Source organism: Geomonas subterranea (genome assembly GCF_019063845.1).
Classification (GTDB): Bacteria; Desulfobacterota; Desulfuromonadia; order Geobacterales; family Geobacteraceae; genus Geomonas; species Geomonas subterranea.
In genome coordinates this window covers 1,371,945-1,390,201 of the sequence record NZ_CP077683.1, presented here as the reverse complement: position 1 = coordinate 1,390,201, position 18,257 = coordinate 1,371,945, and the positions used below count along the sequence as shown (strand labels likewise).

Genomic DNA, 18,257 nt, shown 5'->3' with positions numbered 1-18,257 from the left:
GGCACAAAATGAAACAGAGTGGCGCCGCTTTGCTGATTGAAACATGCGGGAAACAAAGCGGGGTCACCCCCGCAAAAACTCCCTCGCGTACCGGCGTACATCAGGGAGGAAACCGAGGAAATCCTCTTGCAATGCGTGGTAGTTGCGGGTAAGCTCCCTGCCGCCGCCGGCGAGGGGATTGGACCGGCGTACGCGCCTGGACATCCGCTCCAGGGCGCCGGCCACGCCGTCTGAGGTGAGGTAGGAGGGGATCATCTCCTCGAAGATCACCGGAACCAGTCTCCGCATGGGCTCGGGGAGCAGGTCCCGGTTTCCCTCGACGATGCTCCTGGCGCGCCTGAGGTACTCCGGCAACGGTTCGTCGTGCCACTGCCGCCACCCGCGGGAGAGGAAGTGGTCGTAATACAGGTCGACGAGGATGCCGCGGTAAAGTCCGAACTCCGGCGCGATGCGCAGGCGGCTGCTGGTGAAGCAGGCATGCCCCTGGGCGAAGGAATCGATGCGCCGGTGCAGTTCGAGCCCCTGGCGCAGGCGCTCGGGAAACCGGTCCGCGAGGGGCCCCTTGACGAAATCGCCCATGAAGTTGCCGGTGAGGATGGCGGGATCATCGCCGGATAGATAGAGATGGAAAAGGTAGTTCATGGCAGGTGATGATACCAAAACCACGGCGCGAGGGATAGGGGGGTGACATGCTTGGAGCGCTGACCGGCGACATCGTCGGCTCCATCTACGAATGGAGCAACATAAAGACGACCGAATTCCCCCTGTTCCAGGAGAGCTGCCGCTTTACCGATGACACCGTGCTTACGGTGGCGCTGGCCGAGGCGATCATGAGCGGCGCCCCCTATGCCGCGGTGATGCGGCGTTACTACCGCAGCTACCCGGAGGCCGGGTACGGCAAGAACTTCACGCGCTGGGCCGCAAGCAAAGAGGCCGCCCCTTACCAAAGCTGGGGCAACGGCGCCGCGATGCGCATCGCCCCGGCGGCCTGGGCCTTTGATTCCCTGGAAGAGGTGCTGCGTAAGGCCGAGGAATTCACCCTCCCGACCCACGGGCACCCGGAGGGGGTGAGAGGTGCGCAGGCCGCGGCTGCGGCGGTCTACCTCGGGCGTACCGGCGCCACCAAAGAGGAGATGCGCAGCTTCATCACCGGCCGCTTCGGATATGATCTCACGAAGAGCTGCGACGAGATCCGCCCCGGTTACCGCTTCGACGTCTCCTGCCAGGGGACAGTCCCCCAGGCGCTGGCCGCCTTCTTCGATTCGGAGGATTTCGAAAGCGCCCTGCGCCTCGCCGTCTCGCTTGGGGGGGATTCGGACACGCTGGCATGTATCACCGGCGGCATCGCGCAGGCGTACTACGGCGGGGTCCCGGTGCATATCGCGCAGGAGGCGCTGCGCTTTCTGGACGAGCCGTTGAGGAGGGTGACCCTGTTGTTCGAGGCGCGGTTTGTGGAAGGGCGGAGCGTGAGGGGATAGGGTGAGGGCCAAAAAGAAAGGCCGGTGCACCCGGCGCATGTCACGCTCGGGATGCACCGGCAGGGGTGTGAGTTGCGGCACCGTGTTCAGGTGCTGCCGTGTTCCAGCTTCCATTTCTCCAGGGCGCAATCGTAGTCGTCCTGCAGTTCCTGGCGGATGCCGTAGGTGTCGCTTACCTGTGGGGCGGCGGGTGACACGGGTGCTTCCTCCGGGTCTTCGATGCACGCCTCCGGTAGGAGACCGGCGAGCATATCCATGATCTGTTGCAGCCGGTCCAGTACCTCGTTCTTGAAGGTCTCGTCGTCCATGGTCGTCCCCGGTGCGGGTCTCCCGGCGGTCAGGGTGGGACCAGCACCTCTTGGTTTAATGACGGGAACGATTATACCGTAGCAGCGGAAACCATCCAGTTACTTCATCAACTGTTTCCCGATGTCGAAACCCTTTCCCACCGGCTCCCCCAGGGCGTAGTAGATGCGGTTGGTCGGGCTGTAGATGAGCGGCAGCACCTTGGCCGGGTCGGGAAGGCCGTTGGCGTCGAGAACGGATTCATCGGCCTTCACATCGACGATCTCGCCGATGAACTGGGTATGCACTCCGATTTCCACCGTCTGCAGCAGGCGGCACTCGATGACGAGCGGGAATTCCGCGACGTACGGGGCATCGACCAGGTCGCTCTTCACGGCGGTAAGTCCCGCCTGGGCGAACTTGTTCTCGTTCTTCCCGGAGGCGATCCCTGCGTAGTCGGCCGCAACCGCGAACGCCTGCGACGGGATGTTGACCGTGAAGGCGCCGTGCCTGAGGATCGAGTCGTAGCTGTAGCGGGACTTGCGCAGGGAAATGGTCACTGCAGCGGGATCGGAACTGCAGACGCCGCCCCACGCGACCGTGGCCAGGTTCGGCTTACCCGCCTGGTCGTAACTTCCCACCAGCCAGACCGGGGTCGGCATGGCGTGGGTTCCTTTGCCCAAACTCTTCTTCATATGGCCTCCTGGACCTTTACTTGAGGATGTCCGACAGCAGTTTGCCGCCGACCCCTATGTTCTCCCTCTCCATTTCCTTGATGAAGACGATGAACTTCTCAGGCGGGATCTGGGTGACCGAACTGGCGGCTTCGGTCAAAGCCTGCACCAGTTGACCCTTTTTCTCTTTGTTCTCGATGGTGCCGAGATCAATGGTGATGACGGGCATGGGAATTTCTCCTTTTGGCAGCTGTGGATGTCGGAAGGGGTCAATGTATCAAATATTACTGGTCACATCAACAGCGGTATCTCGATCAGGGGCGACTCGGCATGACGTTCAGCGCCGTACCTGTACAGGTAAGTATCGGTTGTGCGCCATGGATGAGAGTGGCAATCCTATGGAGTACGCTGCCGTCGTGGTATAGTGACCGGGTTTTGAGATGACGAGGACAAGGGAAATGATAGAGATAAAAGAATCGGAAATAAAAATTGAGTTTTACCGGGCCTCGGGGCCGGGGGGGCAGCATCGGAACACGACTGACTCGGCGGTGCGGGTGCGGCACCTCCCGACGGGTATCGTTGCCCAGGCCAGCGAGAGCCGGTCACAGACGCAAAACAGGGAGAAGGCCCTGGAGCGTCTGGCCGAGCTTTTGCGCCGGCGCGAGCAGAAAAGAAAGAAACGGGTCGCAACCAAGGTGCCGCGTGGCGCGAAGGAGAAACGGCTTTCCGACAAGAAGGCGGTTTCGGCGCGGAAGAGACAGCGGTCGTCGGTGGACGATTAATTTCAACGTCAGGATCCCCTCCCCCTCCGTGGGAGGGGGAGGGTGAGGGCGTTGCCACGGAGAAGATTACCGTAGCCGGCAGAGCTTTCCCCCCTTTGGGCGAATGATTATTCGCCCCTACAGATTTGTTAATCGCTCGGTGCCTTGTACATCTCCATCATGATCGTCCTGAAGGCAACGGCGGCCGGTGACAGCTCCCGTCCTTTGCGGCTGGCCAGGTAGAACTGCCGCTTGATGGAGACCCCGGTAACCGGAACCTGGATCAGCGTCCCCTGTTCCAGCTCGTACTGCACCGACACCGCCGAGACGAACGAGACTCCAATCCCGGCGATGACGGCACGCTTCACCGCCTCGTTGCTCCCAAGGTGCGCCGCCACCCGCAACCTGCCGGGATCGATCCCTGCCTCGCGCAAGGCCTGGGCCGTGGCCTTGCCGGTTCCGGAACCGGTTTCCCGCAGCACCACGGGCTCACCAAGGAGTTCTTCTTTGCTGATCGCGCTCTTCCGGTCCCAGCGGTGCCCGTAGGGAGCTATCAGCACCAGCTCGTCCTCGGCAAAGGGGACGAATTCAAGCGCCTCCTCCTCGAAACGCCCGCCCACCACGCCAAACTCCACCTCCTCGGATATGAGCTTTCCGAGTACGTCGCGGCTGTCACCCTGCCTCAGCACGATGGTCACGCCGGGGAAACGGCTGATCAGGAGGGGGAGGGCGGCCGGGATCATGTATTCACCCGGTATGCTGCTCCCCGCGATGTTCAGTTCCGCTTCCTCGATCCCCTTGAAGCGCGCCAGCGCAACCGGGATCTCTTTCGCGTACTCCACCAGTTTGCGCGCACGGTCCAAAAGGATCTTGCCTCCTTCGGTGGGAAGGGCACCCTTGCCGGTGCGATCGAGAAGTTTCATCCCGAATTCGCTCTCGAGGGCGGAGATGTGCTGGCTTACCGTGGACTGGGTTATGAAGGTGGCTTCGGCTCCCTTTGAAAAACTGCCGCTTTCCGCAACCTTGATGAAGACCTCCAGTTGTTTCAGGTTCACCGCCCCTCCTATTAAGAATTGCGATCATTGTTATTTATTTCATCGAATTTATCAATTTGACTCCGGCCGGTCAATTAGTTATTCATGTCAGAGCCTTTCCCACATCTCCCGCTTTTTTCCGGCATCTCATTTCAGCGAGACACATATATGGTTGCAGCAGGAATCGACATAGGCTCGACAGGGACAAAAGCGGTTCTCTTCGATGGAGAGATCCGCGCCAGCATCGTGGTTCCCACGGGGTGGGACCCCAAGGCCGCGGGGCTCGAGGCTTTTCGCCAGGCGCTTGACTGCGCAGGCATCGCCGAAGGCGACGTGCACAGCATCGTCGGGACCGGCTACGGCCGGGTCTCCCTCCCCATCTTCGACAGGAAAGTCACCGAGATCACCTGCCACGCCCGCGGAGCCCACTTCCTTTATCCGGAAACCCGCAGCGTGATCGATATCGGCGGACAGGACAGCAAGGTGATCAGCGTCGATGAACATGGACGGGTGGCAGAGTTCGCCATGAACGACAAGTGTGCCGCCGGTACCGGGCGTTTCCTGCAGGTCATGGCCGGCGTGCTCGACGTATCCCTGGAACAGCTGGGGCAGCTCGCCGTCGGCGCGACGCCGGCACAGATCTCCAGCATGTGCGCCGTTTTCGCCGAGTCAGAGGTGATCGGCCTGCTGGCCCGCGGGGCTGACAAAGGGAGCATCGCAGCCGGTATCTTTCATTCCATCGCCGGGAGGATCCAGGGGCTGGCCGGGAAAGTCACCCTGTCGCACCGGGTCACCTTCAGCGGCGGCGTAGCACTGAACCGCGAACTCTGCAGCGCCATAGGCGCGAGCCTCGGTGTCGACATGTGGGTTCCGCACGCGCCGCAGATGGTCGGCGCGTTGGGCGCCGCCATCATGGGGTTCGAGGCATGAGGGAAATCTGTGCCAGCTTCGACGAGATCGCCGGCCTCAGGGAACGAAACGCCATCGCGCTCAAGGTTGCCAAGGACCGCGGCAGGAAGGTGGTCGGCACCTACTGTCTGTTCTCGCCGGTCGAACTGATCGTCGCCGCCGGTGCCATCCCGGTATCGCTGTGCGGCACCAGCGCGACGCCCATCCCCGCTGCGGAAAAGGTGCTGCCGCGTTCGCTTTGCCCGCTGATCAAGTCCAGCTACGGTTTCGCGCTCACCGACACCTGTCCCTTCTTCCATTTCTCCGACCTCTTGCTCGCCGAAACCACCTGCGACGGCAAGAAGAAGATGTACGAGCTGCTGGGCCGGATGAAACCGCTGCACCTGATGCAGCTGCCGCAGGTGCAGGACGAGGCGGCGCTGGAATACTGGGTCCTTGAGCTCAAACGCCTGATAAGGCGCCTGGAGCAGGCGTTCGATGTGAAGATCACCCCTGAGAAACTGGCCGCGGCGGTGCTGCTTTTGAACGAGGAGCGGCGCTCGCTCAAGGCCCTGCAGGACCTTTTGAAACGCAAGCCGGCCCCGATCTCGGGGATGGACCTGCTGACCGTTTTGCACAACCGCGGCTTCACCGTGGACAAGCGGGAGGCCATCGGGCTCATCGACCGCCTGACCGCGGAACTGACCGGGCTGAGCGATAACGGCTTTTCTCCCTTCACTACCCGGACCCCGCGCATCCTGCTGACCGGCGTGCCGGTGGGGATCGGGTCGGAAAAGGTCGTGCGCCTGGTCGAGGAACTGGGGGGGAGCGTGGTCTGCTTCGAGAGTTGCGGTGCTTACAAGAAGGTGGACCCCGTCTTGCCAGGCAACGACCTGCTGCGCTCCATCGCGGAAAAGTACCTGCGCGTCCCCTGTTCGTGCATGTCGCCCAACACCGGGCGCCTGCAGCTGCTGGAAAAGCTGGTGCAGGAGTTCCAGGCGGACGGGGTGATCGATCTTACCTGGCAGGGGTGCCATACCTACAACGTCGAATCGTTCACCGTCAAGCGCCACCTGCAGGAGACGGCGCAGGTTCCTTTCCTGCAGATCGAAACCGACTATTCCGAATCCGACACGGAGCAGCTGAAGGTGCGCATCGAGGCGTTCCTGGAGGTGATAGGGACCAGGCGGGGAGGGCGCCCTTGAGAGGGGCGCGGCACGCGGAACTGTTCGACGACTGCGGGTACCACGTCGATTCTGTCATGTCATTTCAATCAAATGGAGGTCACCATGAAAAGCTTTACCCGTTTCATCGGCACGTCGGTCCTTTCACTGCTGGCGCTTTTTCTGGTTTTGACTGCAGCGATGCCGCTCTTTGCCGCGGAGGCCGAGTTCAAAACCGTCTCCAGCGAGGCTTTGAGGGACATGCTGGAAGAGAAAAGAGCGTTCACCCTGGTTGACGCCCGCACCAGCGACGAATACCAGGTGGCCCACCTGGTGAGCGCGATCAGCATCCCGGACAAGGAGTTCGACAAGCACATCGCGCTGCTCCCCAAGGACAAGGGGGCGTTGATCGTCTTCTACTGCAACGGGGTCAAGTGCGGCAAGAGCAAGAAGGTCGCCGCGAAGGCCAAGGAGGCCGGATACACCAACCTGGTCATCTACCCCGACGGCTTCCCCGTCTGGGAGGAAAAAGGGTACCCGATCGTGGCCGGCGCGGAATACGCCAAGAAGATCGAGACCACCAAGTTTTCCCCGGCCAAGCTCAAAGAGATCCTGGCGGAGAAAAAGGACGCCTATGTTCTCGTGGACGTGCGTGACGAATTCGAGTTCGCCGAGGGGCACATCGAGGGGGCGATCAACATCCCCGCTGAGACCTTCGCCGCCAAGTCCGGCGTGCTCCCCAAGGAAAAGGGGATCATCGTCTACTGCAACAGCGGCGGACGCAGCTATTCGGCCTACCGCAAGCTGATGAAGCTCGCCTACCCCTCCATCTTCCAGGCCATCCTGGCCGAGTGGAAGGAAGCCGGCTTCCCCGTAGTAAAATCGCAGCTGTAGAAGCTGTTTCTTATCCCATCACTTCAGGAAACAAAGGAGCACGAATGAAGAGGTTGTTGTTGACGATGCTGGCGTTTTCCCTCTGCCTCACCCCTGCCGCCTGGGCCAAAAGCCGCAGCGGCCAGGTGAGCGTAGAGGTCGATCTATCAAAGCAGGAGGCGGGCAAGGAGACCAGGCTCTGGATCCCCTACGCGGTCTCCGACGCGAATCAGAAGGTGACCGACGTCAAGGTGAGCGGCGATTTCGCCACCTCGGCGGTCTACACCGACCAGGCCAACGGTACCCCCATCCTGTACGCGCAGTGGGACAAGGACGCCAAGAGCCGGAAGCTGGTCTACAGCTTCACCGTGCAGCGCGAGGAGCAGCGGATCAAGGATCTTGCCGCAAAGGAACCCGCGTGGAACAAGGCCGACTACGCCGAGTACCTGAAGCCGACCTCGCTGGGGCCGGTGGATGGCGAGGTGAAGAAACTGGCGGAGGGCATCGTGAAGGGCAAGACCACGGTTCTCGAGAAGGCGAAGGCGATCTACGACTGGGCCTGCGAGAACATGTACCGCGACCCGGCCACCGTGGGGTGCGGCAAGGGCGACGTCTGCGAGCTGCTGAAAAAGCCCGGCGGCAAGTGCACCGACATCTCTTCGGTCTATATCGCGCTGGCGCGTGCGGCCGGGGTCCCGGCGCGCGAGGTGTTCGGCCTGCGCCTTGGCAAGAAGGCTGAGGAGGACATCACCACCTGGCAGCACTGCTGGGTCGAGTTCTTCCTCCCGGGCACCGGGTGGGTGCCGGTTGACCCGGCCGACGTGAGAAAGGCCATGCTGGTGGAAAAGCTCGAGTTGAAGGACGCCAAGACCCGCGAATACCGTGACTACTTCTGGGGCGGCATCGACCCGTACCGCTTCAAGATCGCCTCCGGGCGCGACGTGGTGCTCAACCCGCAGCAGGCCGGCGCGCCGCTCAACACCTTCGGCTACCCCTACGCTGAGGTTGGCGGCAAGGTGCTCGACTGGTACGACCCGAAGGGGTTCAGCTACCGCATCACCTTCAAGGAAAAGTAGGGGAGGGGAGACCGACCCGACCGGGCCGTGCCGCAAGGCGCGGCCTTTTTTCGTTTCCTGCGCCAAGGCCCGGCAGGCGCGGCTTCCAGCTCTTTTGCCTTGTCTCGCGGGGGCGATTGTTGTATCTTTCCTGCGGCCCGACATAAAGAATTTAGGAGTTTACCCGTGCAGATCCGCACCCTTGTCACCCTTTCGTTTCTTTCCGCCTGCATTGCAGCGCCGCTTGCCCATGCCGCCGACACGGCACCTCCCGTCCAGGCCATCCCGGCGCCTGTCGCCGCGACTGCCCCCGACCAGGCTGCCGCCATCGCCGCTCTCGCCAAGGAGAACGCGCTCCTGCAGGAGAAGATCAAGACCCTGGAGAGCTGCAGCATCAGTTCGACCGACCTTGCCGTCCGCAACTCCAAAAAGCTCAAGGAGATCACCGCCGACGTGCGCGCCCAGCGCCAGTCCATGGCGGAGTTCGAGAGCTACGTGAAGTGGATGTCCGGCCACGTGGCGGGGTACTCAAAGTACATCCAGGCGAGTTCCGTCGCCGCCCGTTTCGTCAAGTTCTTCCCGATTCCCTATGCCGGGCAGGCCTCGCTCTTCACCAAGTTCGTCTCCGACTCCGCGGTCTCCCTCGGCGCAGCTTCGGTCTCCATCAACAAGTACCTGGGGACCTCGCAGCAGTTCCTGTCCCGGGCCGACGCGCTGGACCCGAACAAGCCGACCTACAACCAGGAGGTCTCCGACCTGGTGCGTTTCGCCGACCAGGACCTTTTGAAGGGGATGACCGAGGTGCAGGACCGGCTCACCACCACCTCCCAGCTTTCCGCCTCCTCGCTCTCCTTTCTTGAGAGCGTGAACCACTACGTGGGTTCCGGCGACGAGGCGCTCAGCAAGGCGAAGTCCTTCCTGAAGAGCGACGAGAAGGCCGAGAAGAGCTTCCTCGCCGAAAGCACCACCTCGCTCAGGAACAAGGCGCAGGTCTTCAACGGCAAGCTGCAGCTCTTCGACGCCACGGTGAAGAAGACAGCTCCGCAGATCAAGGCCCTGGTCGCCTACGACGACCTGGCGCGCACGCTGGACCCTAGGTTCGCGAAGAAGTAGACCATGTTCTGCCGCTTGGGCGGATCGTCGCAGCTGCCAGCGCCTTCACCCGGCCTCCGGCCCCCCTCTCCCGGAGGGCGAGGGGAAACTTCCCACAAAGAAGCAATCTAAAAAAGGCCTCTTCCATTCCGGAAGAGGCCTTTTTCATGCATCCTGGCTTGCCGATGGCTAAAACTTGTACCCCAGCGAGACGGCCACGAGGTGGGCGTCGCTTTGGTATTTGCCGTTGGCGGAGGTGGCGGCGACGCCGGGAACGCCGTAGATGGCGTTGTTCTTGTTCCTGTTCTCGTAGTACTGGTAACCGTAGGCGACCGCGACGGTGAAAGGCTTCAGGTCGAGGTCGGTGCCGGCGCAGAAGACGTGGGTCTTCGCGTCGGGAATGGAGGGGTCGAAGGTGCTGTCGGGTACGGCGCTGTCGCCGTAGACGTAACCTGCCAGGAGCGCGACTTTCGGATCGACCTGGTACCTGCCGCCGAGGTTGAGCCCCCAGTTGTCCTTCCAGTCTCTCGGGGTGAACGACCGGTTGTGGTTGTCCAACCGGATGTCCAGGTTCTGGAACTTGGACCACCCCTCCCAGCGCACGCCCGCCTCCAGGGTGAGCTTGTCGATCCCTTTGAAGGCGACGGCGGCGGTGAACTGTGGCGGCAGGGTGAGATCGGTCTTGCCGCCGCTGTTCAGCACCGTGACCGGTGGCGCCAACGGGGTGGGGCTCGCGAAAGTCGCGTCACCGGATACGTCGACATAGACCTGGCTGCGGTAGGAGGCGCCGACGGTGAGGTGTTCGCAGGGTTCCCAGGCGGCGGCCACGTTGAAGCCGACGCCGGTGCCGTCCCCCTTGAACTTCTGGTTGATGTCGGTGCCCGGTGCGTATCCGAGCAGTGGGGTGAGCGCGGCTGAGGGGATCTTTCTCTGCAGCGTGGCGTCGATGAGCATCACGTCGACCCCGGCGGCCAGGCTCAGCGAGGGGAGCACTCGGTAGGAGAGCACCGGGTTTATGTCGAAGGTTCTCAGGTTGGACCTGGTGGCGATGTAGCGGCCGTCCCAGTCGTCGTTCCACTTGGTGCCCAGGCCGAATGGATTGAAGATCCCGAGGCCCGCGCTCACCCGGTCGTTGAACTTGTGGGTTATGTAGATATGGCTCGGGAAGAAGACCGATTCGTCGGAGGAGGGGGACCCTCCGATGGAGCTTGCATACTCGCGGGAGGAGAATATGGCGGTGGTGCCGATCTGCAGCTGGGTCCCCTCGAGTTTGTTCATCAAGGCCGGGTTGTAAAAGATGGTGCTGGCGTCGCTTGTGTGGGCGGTCACGGCGTTCCCCTGGCCCAACGCGCTGGCACCGTGGGTGAAGACTGCATAACCGGCGGCGTGCGCTCCGGACGGAGCACCGGCACCCAGCGTGACCGCCGAAGCGAGCACCCCGGCAATCAGGCTCTTCCTGTAGTTCATAACCCCTCCTGGAAATTAAAGTCGGATGCTGAGCTGTTTCACCGGCACCGTTGACGAACCGGCACGCCAACGGGTAACATGGCGGAGTTGGTTGACCACGCCACGCCATTCGTGCTAAAAACCGGATCATTCAAATCGGTTAATGGGAGCAGCTGATGCATAATCCGGAACGACGCTACCTGATGGAACACGCCGGGGAATCCCTCCGGCTCGACATGAAAACAGACAACGCTGTGACCGAGAAGCAGGCGCGGTGGGCAGGGCTCGCGCCGGGCATGAGCGTCATCGATATCGGCTGCGGCCCCGGCAAGACGACCAGCGTCCTGGGGGAACTGGTGCAGCCGGGTGGGCGGGCCGTGGGCGTCGACCTGTCCGAGCAGCGCCTCGCCTTCGCCCGGGAGCACTACGGTTCGGACACGGTGAGCTTCGAGCGCCGCGACCTCTACCAGCCCCTCGCCGGGCTCGGCGAGTTCGATTTCGCCTGGTGCCGCTTCGTCCTCGAGTACCACCTCGCCGACTGCTTCGACCTGGTGCGCAACATCTCGGCCGCGCTCAAGCCGGGGGGGATACTATGCCTCATCGACCTCGACCACAACTGTCTCAGCCATTTCGGCCATTCTCCGCGCATGGAGCGCGCCGTCGCCGCCACCATGAAGAGCCTCGAGGAAAAAGACAACTTTGACCCGTACGTGGGGCGGAAGCTGTACTCCTTTCTCTACGATCTCGGCTACCAGGACATCGACGTGAAGGTCGAGGCGCATCACCAGATCTTCGGCGAACTGAAGGAGGTGGACGGTTTCAACTGGACCAGAAAGGTCGAGGTGGCCGCCAAGAGGTCAGGCTACGGCTTCGACGAGTACGAAGGTGGCTACGAGGAATTTCTGACCGAATTCCGCGCCTTCTTCGCCAATCCCCGCCGCTTCACCTACACCCCGATCATCTCCTGCCGCGGCCGCAAACCTCAGGCCTCCTGACGCGACGCGGGTTCACTCTCCCCAATGGCGCGCATCCGGCAGGTGATGAGCGCATCGACGATGTGCCGGTCGAAATGAGTCCCGGCCCCCTCCCTGAGCAGGCGGAAGGCCTCCTCGACCTGCATCGGGGCGCGGTAGTGGCGCTGCGAGGTCACCGCCTCGAAGAAGTCGGCCACCGCTATGATCTTCGAGCCTAGCGGGATGTCCTTCCCCTTCAACCCCTTCGGATAGCCGGTGCCATCGATCTTCTCGTGGTGCGCGCCGGCGATCTCCGGCACCTCGCGGTAAATCCCCTCGAAATTGACCTGTTCCAGGATGTCGCGGGTCTTGTGGCAATGGGTCTTGACGATCTCGTACTCGAGGTCGGACAGCCTGCCGTTTTTCTTCAGGATGGCGTCCGGAACCCCGATCTTGCCGTAGTCGTGCAAAAGCGAGGCGACCCGGATCATCTCCCGCTCGGCGCGCGGAAGCCCAAGTTCCTCGCAGATCTCCTCGCAGTACTCGGTGACCTTCTCGGAGTGGCCCGCGGTCAGCGGGTCCCTGGCGTCGATAGAGGCGGCCATGACCTTCAGGAACGAGCTGAACTGGTTGGACTTCGCCTCGTGCAGTTTGGCGTTACGCATGCTGATGCCGATGACGGGTGCGAGCCCCATCAGGAGTGAGACGTCGCTTTGCACCAGGGGGCGCTTTGACTTCAGGTTGTCGACCGCGATGATTCCCAGTGATTCCCCATCACAGATGATCGGGCAGCAGATGAAGGTCTGGGACAAAAGCTGCTTCGCGAAGTTCTGGCTCTTGCCGGAGAGGTTCCCCTCGATGTCCTTGACGTCGGCGACCAGGAAGGGGCGCTGCTCCCTGAAGGAGATGACGAAGACCCCCTTGGAGTCAGGCCGGTCCAGGTGAAAGGTGGTCTTCCCCAGAAAGGCCAGTTGCTCGTCCTGGTAGCCGAACCCCGCCTGGAACACCAACCTCGTCTTCTCGGGGTTACTGAGCAGGATCAGCCCGCGGCTGTAATCGAGGCGCTTTTCCAGGATCTGGATCACGTTGGACAGGATGTCGTGCAGTTCGGTCTGCCTGCTGATCGCCTGGCCTATCTCGTTGGTGACGAGCGCGTTGTTGTAGTTGATCTCCATCCGCTTGAAGAGGTTGTCGGTCAGATCCTTGAGGCTTTTCTGGCTGGTGAGCAGGGCGTCCTTCTCGCTGCGCAACGAGCAGATCTTGATGGTGAGGAGCAGGGCCAGCGCCCAGGGTGCGACCAGGTAGATGGTCTTTATCTGGTTCGCCTGGTAGCAGAAGGCGATGAGGACGAAGATGGCGATCGCCGCGTAATTCCGCGTGAATTGCCAGAAGCCGGCGCCGGTTGATTCCCAGGTGACGATGTAGCGGCAGACGGGGTCGCCATGGAACATGCACTGGGGATGCTCGATGTGGGGAAGCCTGGGCTGGAAGAGGTTGGCGATGGCCTCGAAGAACCCCATCCGGTTCTGGCACTGGAACAGTTCCTCATGGCATCCCGGACGGGGGGTTACGGTGATCTCGTAGCTGTTGGCGCTGAGCTGTTTGGAGCTGTAGACGGAGGACCTGACGAAGTTCCTGTTGACGGTGTCGCCGATCAGGCTGTAGGCGCGTGCCGGACCCACCAGCCCGAGGAAATACTGCCTGAGGATTCCCATGGCATCGGGGGAGGCCGCGTACCTGCCTGCCTCGCGCGCTATGTTGTCGTTGCCGGTCAGCTTGTGCAGCCGTTCGTAGAATAGGTTGACCTGCTCCTGGGTGAACCAGTGCCCCTGGTCGGTCACCTCCAGCGGGGTCATCCTGGCGTAGCTCAGCAACTCCTCGATGTTGACGAAGTTGTACTTGCTCCTGATCAGCTTGATGTATATGTCGATGATGCTGCTGTTGTAAAGCGGAGTTGTCATCGTTTCTTCCCTAGGTCCCCTGGGCCGCGCTCTTTGGCGCCCTTTTGTACTTGCCGCGTGGGTGGAGGTCTCCTAAGTATTTGATGAAGTTGGAGGTCTGCGTCTGGGCATTGAAGGCCCAGAGGATGTATTTGCGCTCGTAGGGGAGGTTGGTGGCCTCGGCGTAGCTTTCCGGGTAGACCATCACCGGTATGTCGTTTTGCTGGTACTTGTGCGTGATGATCGAGAGCGCTATGAGCAGGATGTCCCTGGGAAACTGCTCCTGGTCCAGGACGAATACCTTGATGCAGTTGGTGAGGTCGGAAAGGTTCAGCCCGACGTCGGAGATGTTGATCATGAACACCGCCTTGATCGCACCGTCGCGCTTCAAGGTGTAGAGGTGGCGCTGCAGCGAGAATCCCGCCTCCCGGTAATCGTGTGACAACTCCTCGCACTCGCTCATCCCCGGTTCCAGGTCGAGGGCGTGCAGCATGAGCCCGCCGGAGTACTGCTCGTAGAACGCCTCCAGTTCGAGCAGGTCCTCCCTCGTGGTGCGGGTGAGCCCCCAGGGGCCGGAGAAGTTCCAGTCATCCGAGAAGGTGCGCTGGTAGTGGAAGTAAACGAAGGTGTCGGTGGAGCAGCTCCTCTTGTCCCCGGCCTCCTTCAGGAAGCCGCCGAAGATCCTGTTGGGAAACCTGTTTTCCGGCTTGTAGTAGCAGATCAGGTAGTCCATGTGCGCCGAGCGCAGGTTGTAGGTGTCGTTGATCGAGTTGCACAGGTGGTCGAGCACGATCATGCCGGCCTGGTTGGATTCGGACTTGTTGGCTGCGTGGTGGTGCACAAGCCAGGTCCCCTGATAAAAGCGCAGCATCGCCAGGTGCCCCAGGATGTTGCCGTGCTCCTGGTAGATGAAGTGCCGGGCGATGCCGGGGTTTTCGGTGTAGAGCCTGCGGTAGGTCTCCTTGAGGTGGGCCTTGTTCAGCTGAACGAAGTGATACTTCTCCGGATAGATGAAGCCGGTATCGAAGAAGAACTGCCAGAGTTCGTCAAGGTCCACCTGCGTGCTCACGTAGGAGTGCCGGTTCTTGGCGAGGTACAGTAGCGACAAGAGGCTGACGTGGTCTCTGATGTCCATGTCCAGGAAGCATAGTCCGCACTTCACCACCGGGGCGTTCTCCTTGCTGGAGGCATCCTCGCGGTAGACGACCTGCGCAACGCACCTGGTGGAAAAGCTGTTGCCGATGCGCAGCTCCAGTTCGGGTACGATCATCCCCGGCAGGAGAACGCTCGCCTCGACGTCCTCGCAGACCGAGAACCCGGAGCCGGAGATGTCGAGGACCTTCAGGTCGATGATCTTGTGGCTGAAGGGGTGTTTGAAGACCGCGTTGGGAAGCGGGAGCAGTTCGTGCCGGCAGCTGCGGATCTCCTTCGCCTTGAAGCGCTGCATGCGCGCCTGCAGCGGCTCGAGCAGGTAGATCCGGTCCCGGTGCCCAAGCGTCTGCGAGGTGATGCGGCACTCGGAAGAGTACAGGGTGGTGCCGTCACCGGTGAAGACCACCTGGACCGGGGCCTCGCTGTTGATCCAGTTGAAGGCGCGGCCGCCGTCCCCTTCGACCCGGACCCTGAAGGAAACGGCGCTGAAGTCGATCAGCGTCCCCTGGAAGCGGGCTCCGTTCTGGAACAGTTCGCCGGAGACCCCATGGCACGGGTGGCGCCGGGACTTGCGGTAGTTGACCTCGATGCATTTCTCGGGAAGCAGGAACACGGCCCCCTCGTCACTGATGCTGATCAGTTCGGGTGTGGCGGTGATCATGCGGTGGCCGCTGACCACGAAGATGCTCTCGAAGGCGCAGCCGTTGGTCGCGGCGTTGATGGAGTCCACCGACACCCAGCGGCATTCGAGTTTGTTGTTCAGACAGGGAAGGGGGGCTGCTTCGAGGGTTACGGTTCGGGGGTACTTGGTGTGCCTGAAGTTGACGAGGATGGACTCTTCTTGGAAGTTGATGAAATTAAGTTTGTTGATCAGCTTATTGAGCCCGGCCTCCTTCTCGGTACCGGGAGAAAACTCTATTACTGTGTCCGGCCGGGCAAACTGTAAAATCTTGCTGGCGTCTTTCATCACTACCTCATGACTGTATGCCAGTGCTTGTGAAAGAGATGCAGGACATCCACCAGTTACGCGCTGCGATTAATAGCATAATCTGAATAATTTTTCACTATAAAACGATGTGTGTCATTGAAAAAAGAGGCCGATAGGCCACAGGGGGGGGCGGCGGGAGCCGTTCCAGGGTGGGAGAAGGTGCGCGGAACTTTCGGGCTCACCCTTTGGACTGCAGAGAAGCTTCGAGATAGGCGTTGAAATCCAGGGTCTTGGCGAGGGCGCTCTGCGTCTGCACGGGGCGGTGCTCGGGTATCTCGTGCTTTGGCTCACCACGCTCGGAGGAAGTGCGCGCCGCCACGATGCGGTTGCGGCCACGCGCCTTCGCCTCGTAGAGCGCGATATCCGAGGCGTGCACCAGGTCGTTGAACGACCTGCCATCCTCGGGGAAGGAGGCTACGCCGAGGCTGGCAGTGAGCCGCCTGAGCGGTATGTCGCTCTCGCCGGGGAAACGCTTGCTCTCGATTCCGGCGCGGATCCGCTCCGCCACGATCATCGCCTCGACCTTCGAAGTGCCCGGCAGCACGGCGCAGAACTCCTCGCCTCCGTAACGGGCCACGATGTCCATGTCGCGCAGCGAATCCTTGATGATGTCGGCGGTCAGCTTGAGCGCCTCGTCCCCGGCCAGGTGCCCGCAGAGGTCGTTGTAGCTCTTGAAGAAGTCGAGGTCGATGAAGATGATGGTGAGGTTCAACCCCTGGCGCATGCTCCGGTTTAGTTCCTCCTCGAGCCTGCTTTTCAGGAAGCGGCGGTTATAGAGGCCGGTGAGGGGATCGGTGACCGAGAGCTGCTCGAAGCGCTCCGACTCCTCGAGCACCTCGGTGCGCTCGATCATCAGGGAGGCGAGGTTCGCGAAGGAAGTGAGCAGCTGCAGGTCGGAGTGGGTGAAAGGACGCAGGTTTTTCTTGTCGGAGAGGTTCAGCACCCCGATCACCTTGTCCTTCAGCTTGAGGGGGATGCAGATCAGCGACTTGGACTTGAAACGCGACCTGTTGGCCATCGCGACCCTGCTGTCCTTCTCGACGTCGTTGACGAGCAGCGGTTGCCCGGTCTTGGCGACCATGCCCGCGATGCCCTTGCCCACCTTGAGCTGCAGGCAGCGCGCAACGTTGAGCGTCATGCCCTGGGTGAAAACGATCTGCATCCCGACGCCGTCCTTGTCGATCAGCATGATCGATCCCTGGGTCGCATCGATCAGTTCCGACGCGATCTTCAGGATCGATTCGTAGAGGAGGTCCTTGCTGTCTATCTGCAAAAGCGTGTCGGTGAGCGACATGAGGCGTTCGGAGAGGGCGTTTTCCTTGCTGCGCGTCGCGTCCTTGCCGATCGAGGAGAGCTTTCCCGCCATGGCGCCGGCCAGCATGGAGATGAGCAGCGCGGCGTTTGTGTGGACGTCGGTGTCGAACAGCGCCAGGAATCCGAGCCGCTCCCCCTGCGCCTTCAAAGGGAAGATGGTGCAGACGGCTGCCCTTATTTCGGGAAGGAGGGCGCGCATCTTGCCGTCCCATAGCACGGTCTTCTTCACCTTTTCCGGCGCAACGAACAGGTGCAGCGAGTCCGCGTTGACGGTTCCCAGTTCGTCGGGAAGCCCCCACACGCCGGTTACCGGGAAGGATTTTCCATCGTTGTCGGGGAGAGCGACCGCGATACTCGCGGCTTGAAATGCGGAGACGATGGTCTCGCAGCAGATGGCGATGCAGGCGGTGACGGTGGCGGCCTTGTCGAGCCTCTCCATGGCCTGGGACACCGCCGCCAACTCCGCGTCGCCAACCGGCTCCTGGCCCTGCGCCACGGCGGCGTGCGCACTTCCAGCCGCCTCAGGAAGCCTGTACTGCTCGATTTTCAGTCTCACCTGCTCGGCGACGTTCTCGACCTCCTCGTAGCTCGCCGTGCAAAGCGATTCCACGTATGGGAGCAGCGAAAAGGCATCGCCGCCGTCTCTGGCCAGTGACGCCAGTTGCCACAGATCGATGGATGCCTCGCGTACGCCGTCTCCAACCAGACAGAAGTCTTCGCCGGACATGCTGAAGGGGATGAGAAAGCCGAAGAAGCCGCCACCGTAGCGACAGACTGAAGGGGTCCCCTCGTCGAAGAACACCTCCATGTTCTCCTCGAAGAACTGACGCGAAACCTCCCGGCATAGATGATCTTCCACCATCGTGGCGCAGGGTTCGAAACGACCAATGGACGCAACCGCACCGGCACACCTGCGATACAGCGTAAGGCTGTAGCGGTCCAGTGCGGGGAGTCTCTTCAACTCCGTCAGCAGGTCGCCGAAAGGCATGTTCGCTCGTTCCTGTGTCACAGGTCAGGCTCCGGTGCAATGGTGCATGCGGGTTCTCGGGAGAGGGAAGGGGTGCCCGGCATGCGTTAAAAGAGACATTTATAATGCACGTTCCACACCAACGCAGCGTGTTCTTTCATCCGTTCTTTTTGCGGTCAAATACTATTAAAAAC

At 61.5% G+C, this 18,257-nt stretch carries 17 protein-coding genes; 8 read left to right on the top strand and 9 right to left on the bottom strand.

The window, feature by feature from the left end; genetic code table 11:
- Positions 1-63: 63 nt before the first annotated feature.
- Positions 64-642 (bottom strand): acyl carrier protein phosphodiesterase, encoded by a 579-nt coding sequence (locus KP001_RS06010; protein WP_217288647.1) that lies wholly within the window; start codon positions 640-642, stop codon positions 64-66.
- Positions 643-689: 47 nt separating this feature from the next.
- Between KP001_RS06010 and KP001_RS06005 the strand changes: the two genes are divergently transcribed.
- Positions 690-1,478 (top strand): ADP-ribosylglycohydrolase family protein, encoded by a 789-nt coding sequence (locus KP001_RS06005; RefSeq protein ID WP_217288646.1) that lies wholly within the window; start codon positions 690-692, stop codon positions 1,476-1,478.
- Positions 1,479-1,564: 86 nt separating this feature from the next.
- Here KP001_RS06005 and KP001_RS06000 read toward each other — a convergent pair whose 3' ends face one another.
- The 3 genes from KP001_RS06000 to dmpI form a co-directional block, all read right to left on the bottom strand.
- Complete coding sequence (locus KP001_RS06000) at positions 1,565-1,786, bottom strand: hypothetical protein (protein WP_217288645.1); 222 nt, start codon at positions 1,784-1,786, stop codon at positions 1,565-1,567.
- A 99-nt stretch (positions 1,787-1,885) separates the two neighbouring features.
- Entirely contained in the window at positions 1,886-2,458 is a 573-nt protein-coding gene (locus tag KP001_RS05995; RefSeq protein WP_217288644.1) for a flavin reductase family protein, read from the bottom strand.
- A gap of 16 nt (positions 2,459-2,474) precedes the next feature.
- On the bottom strand, positions 2,475-2,666 hold the full coding sequence (gene dmpI / locus KP001_RS05990; RefSeq protein ID WP_217288643.1) for a 4-oxalocrotonate tautomerase DmpI: 192 nt from the start codon (positions 2,664-2,666) through the stop codon (positions 2,475-2,477).
- A gap of 229 nt (positions 2,667-2,895) precedes the next feature.
- Between dmpI and KP001_RS05985 the strand changes: the two genes are divergently transcribed.
- Positions 2,896-3,219: a peptide chain release factor family protein gene (locus KP001_RS05985; RefSeq protein WP_224962879.1), complete on the top strand. Its 324-nt coding sequence runs from the start codon at positions 2,896-2,898 to the stop codon at positions 3,217-3,219.
- Positions 3,220-3,347: 128 nt separating this feature from the next.
- Here the strand turns inward: KP001_RS05985 and KP001_RS05980 are convergent, their stop codons facing one another.
- Positions 3,348-4,253 carry a selenium metabolism-associated LysR family transcriptional regulator gene (locus tag KP001_RS05980; protein ID WP_217288642.1) on the bottom strand — a complete coding sequence of 302 codons (906 nt, stop codon included), beginning with the start codon at positions 4,251-4,253 and terminating at the stop codon, positions 3,348-3,350.
- Between the two features lie 147 nt (positions 4,254-4,400).
- Between KP001_RS05980 and KP001_RS05975 the strand changes: the two genes are divergently transcribed.
- The 5 genes from KP001_RS05975 (at position 4,401) to KP001_RS05955 (ending at position 9,324) form a co-directional block, all read left to right on the top strand.
- Positions 4,401-5,162, top strand: a complete 762-nt coding sequence (locus KP001_RS05975) for an acyl-CoA dehydratase activase (RefSeq protein WP_217288641.1) — start codon at positions 4,401-4,403, stop codon at positions 5,160-5,162.
- Positions 5,159-6,325, top strand: a complete 1,167-nt coding sequence (locus tag KP001_RS05970; protein WP_217288640.1) for a double-cubane-cluster-containing anaerobic reductase — start codon at positions 5,159-5,161, stop codon at positions 6,323-6,325. Before KP001_RS05975 ends, KP001_RS05970 begins: the two co-directional genes overlap by 4 nt.
- 84 nt (positions 6,326-6,409) lie before the next feature.
- On the top strand, positions 6,410-7,177 hold the full coding sequence (locus tag KP001_RS05965) for a rhodanese-like domain-containing protein (protein WP_217288639.1): 768 nt from the start codon (positions 6,410-6,412) through the stop codon (positions 7,175-7,177).
- Positions 7,178-7,221: 44 nt separating this feature from the next.
- Complete coding sequence (locus KP001_RS05960; protein WP_217288638.1) at positions 7,222-8,232, top strand: transglutaminase-like domain-containing protein; 1,011 nt, start codon at positions 7,222-7,224, stop codon at positions 8,230-8,232.
- Between the two features lie 165 nt (positions 8,233-8,397).
- Positions 8,398-9,324 (top strand): hypothetical protein, encoded by a 927-nt coding sequence (locus tag KP001_RS05955; protein WP_217288637.1) that lies wholly within the window; start codon positions 8,398-8,400, stop codon positions 9,322-9,324.
- Between the two features lie 168 nt (positions 9,325-9,492).
- Here KP001_RS05955 and KP001_RS05950 read toward each other — a convergent pair whose 3' ends face one another.
- Positions 9,493-10,770 (bottom strand): OmpP1/FadL family transporter, encoded by a 1,278-nt coding sequence (locus tag KP001_RS05950; protein ID WP_217288636.1) that lies wholly within the window; start codon positions 10,768-10,770, stop codon positions 9,493-9,495.
- A 155-nt stretch (positions 10,771-10,925) separates the two neighbouring features.
- Between KP001_RS05950 and KP001_RS05945 the strand changes: the two genes are divergently transcribed.
- On the top strand, positions 10,926-11,744 hold the full coding sequence (locus KP001_RS05945; RefSeq protein WP_217288635.1) for a methyltransferase domain-containing protein: 819 nt from the start codon (positions 10,926-10,928) through the stop codon (positions 11,742-11,744).
- Here KP001_RS05945 and KP001_RS05940 read toward each other — a convergent pair.
- From KP001_RS05940 to KP001_RS05930, 3 genes are all read right to left on the bottom strand, one after another.
- Positions 11,732-13,663, bottom strand: coding sequence for an HD domain-containing phosphohydrolase (locus KP001_RS05940; protein WP_217288634.1), 1,932 nt, complete (start codon positions 13,661-13,663; stop codon positions 11,732-11,734). The two genes, KP001_RS05945 and KP001_RS05940, sit on opposite strands and share 13 nt — an antisense overlap.
- 10 nt (positions 13,664-13,673) lie before the next feature.
- Positions 13,674-15,761, bottom strand: a complete 2,088-nt coding sequence (locus tag KP001_RS05935) for a PilZ domain-containing protein (RefSeq protein ID WP_217288633.1) — start codon at positions 15,759-15,761, stop codon at positions 13,674-13,676.
- A gap of 199 nt (positions 15,762-15,960) precedes the next feature.
- Positions 15,961-18,105 carry a sensor domain-containing diguanylate cyclase gene (locus KP001_RS05930; RefSeq protein WP_239027910.1) on the bottom strand — a complete coding sequence of 715 codons (2,145 nt, stop codon included), beginning with the start codon at positions 18,103-18,105 and terminating at the stop codon, positions 15,961-15,963.
- Between the last annotated feature and the right edge of the window lie 152 nt (positions 18,106-18,257).

Excerpts from the sequence above, each read along its gene's own strand:
- KP001_RS06010 (WP_217288647.1), bottom strand. The coding sequence starts at position 642 with ATGAACTACCTTTTCCATCTCTATCTATCCGGCGATGATCCCGCCATC.
- KP001_RS06005 (WP_217288646.1), top strand. The coding sequence starts at position 690 with ATGCTTGGAGCGCTGACCGGCGACATCGTCGGCTCCATCTACGAATGG.
- KP001_RS06000 (WP_217288645.1), bottom strand. The coding sequence starts at position 1,786 with ATGGACGACGAGACCTTCAAGAACGAGGTACTGGACCGGCTGCAACAG.
- KP001_RS05995 (WP_217288644.1), bottom strand. The coding sequence starts at position 2,458 with ATGAAGAAGAGTTTGGGCAAAGGAACCCACGCCATGCCGACCCCGGTC.
- dmpI (WP_217288643.1), bottom strand. The coding sequence starts at position 2,666 with ATGCCCGTCATCACCATTGATCTCGGCACCATCGAGAACAAAGAGAAA.
- KP001_RS05985 (WP_224962879.1), top strand. The coding sequence starts at position 2,896 with ATGATAGAGATAAAAGAATCGGAAATAAAAATTGAGTTTTACCGGGCC.
- KP001_RS05975 (WP_217288641.1), top strand. The coding sequence starts at position 4,401 with ATGGTTGCAGCAGGAATCGACATAGGCTCGACAGGGACAAAAGCGGTT.
- KP001_RS05970 (WP_217288640.1), top strand. The coding sequence starts at position 5,159 with ATGAGGGAAATCTGTGCCAGCTTCGACGAGATCGCCGGCCTCAGGGAA.
- KP001_RS05965 (WP_217288639.1), top strand. The coding sequence starts at position 6,410 with ATGAAAAGCTTTACCCGTTTCATCGGCACGTCGGTCCTTTCACTGCTG.
- KP001_RS05960 (WP_217288638.1), top strand. The coding sequence starts at position 7,222 with ATGAAGAGGTTGTTGTTGACGATGCTGGCGTTTTCCCTCTGCCTCACC.
- KP001_RS05950 (WP_217288636.1), bottom strand. The coding sequence starts at position 10,770 with ATGAACTACAGGAAGAGCCTGATTGCCGGGGTGCTCGCTTCGGCGGTC.
- KP001_RS05945 (WP_217288635.1), top strand. The coding sequence starts at position 10,926 with ATGCATAATCCGGAACGACGCTACCTGATGGAACACGCCGGGGAATCC.
- KP001_RS05940 (WP_217288634.1), bottom strand. The coding sequence starts at position 13,663 with ATGACAACTCCGCTTTACAACAGCAGCATCATCGACATATACATCAAG.
- KP001_RS05935 (WP_217288633.1), bottom strand. The coding sequence starts at position 15,761 with ATGAAAGACGCCAGCAAGATTTTACAGTTTGCCCGGCCGGACACAGTA.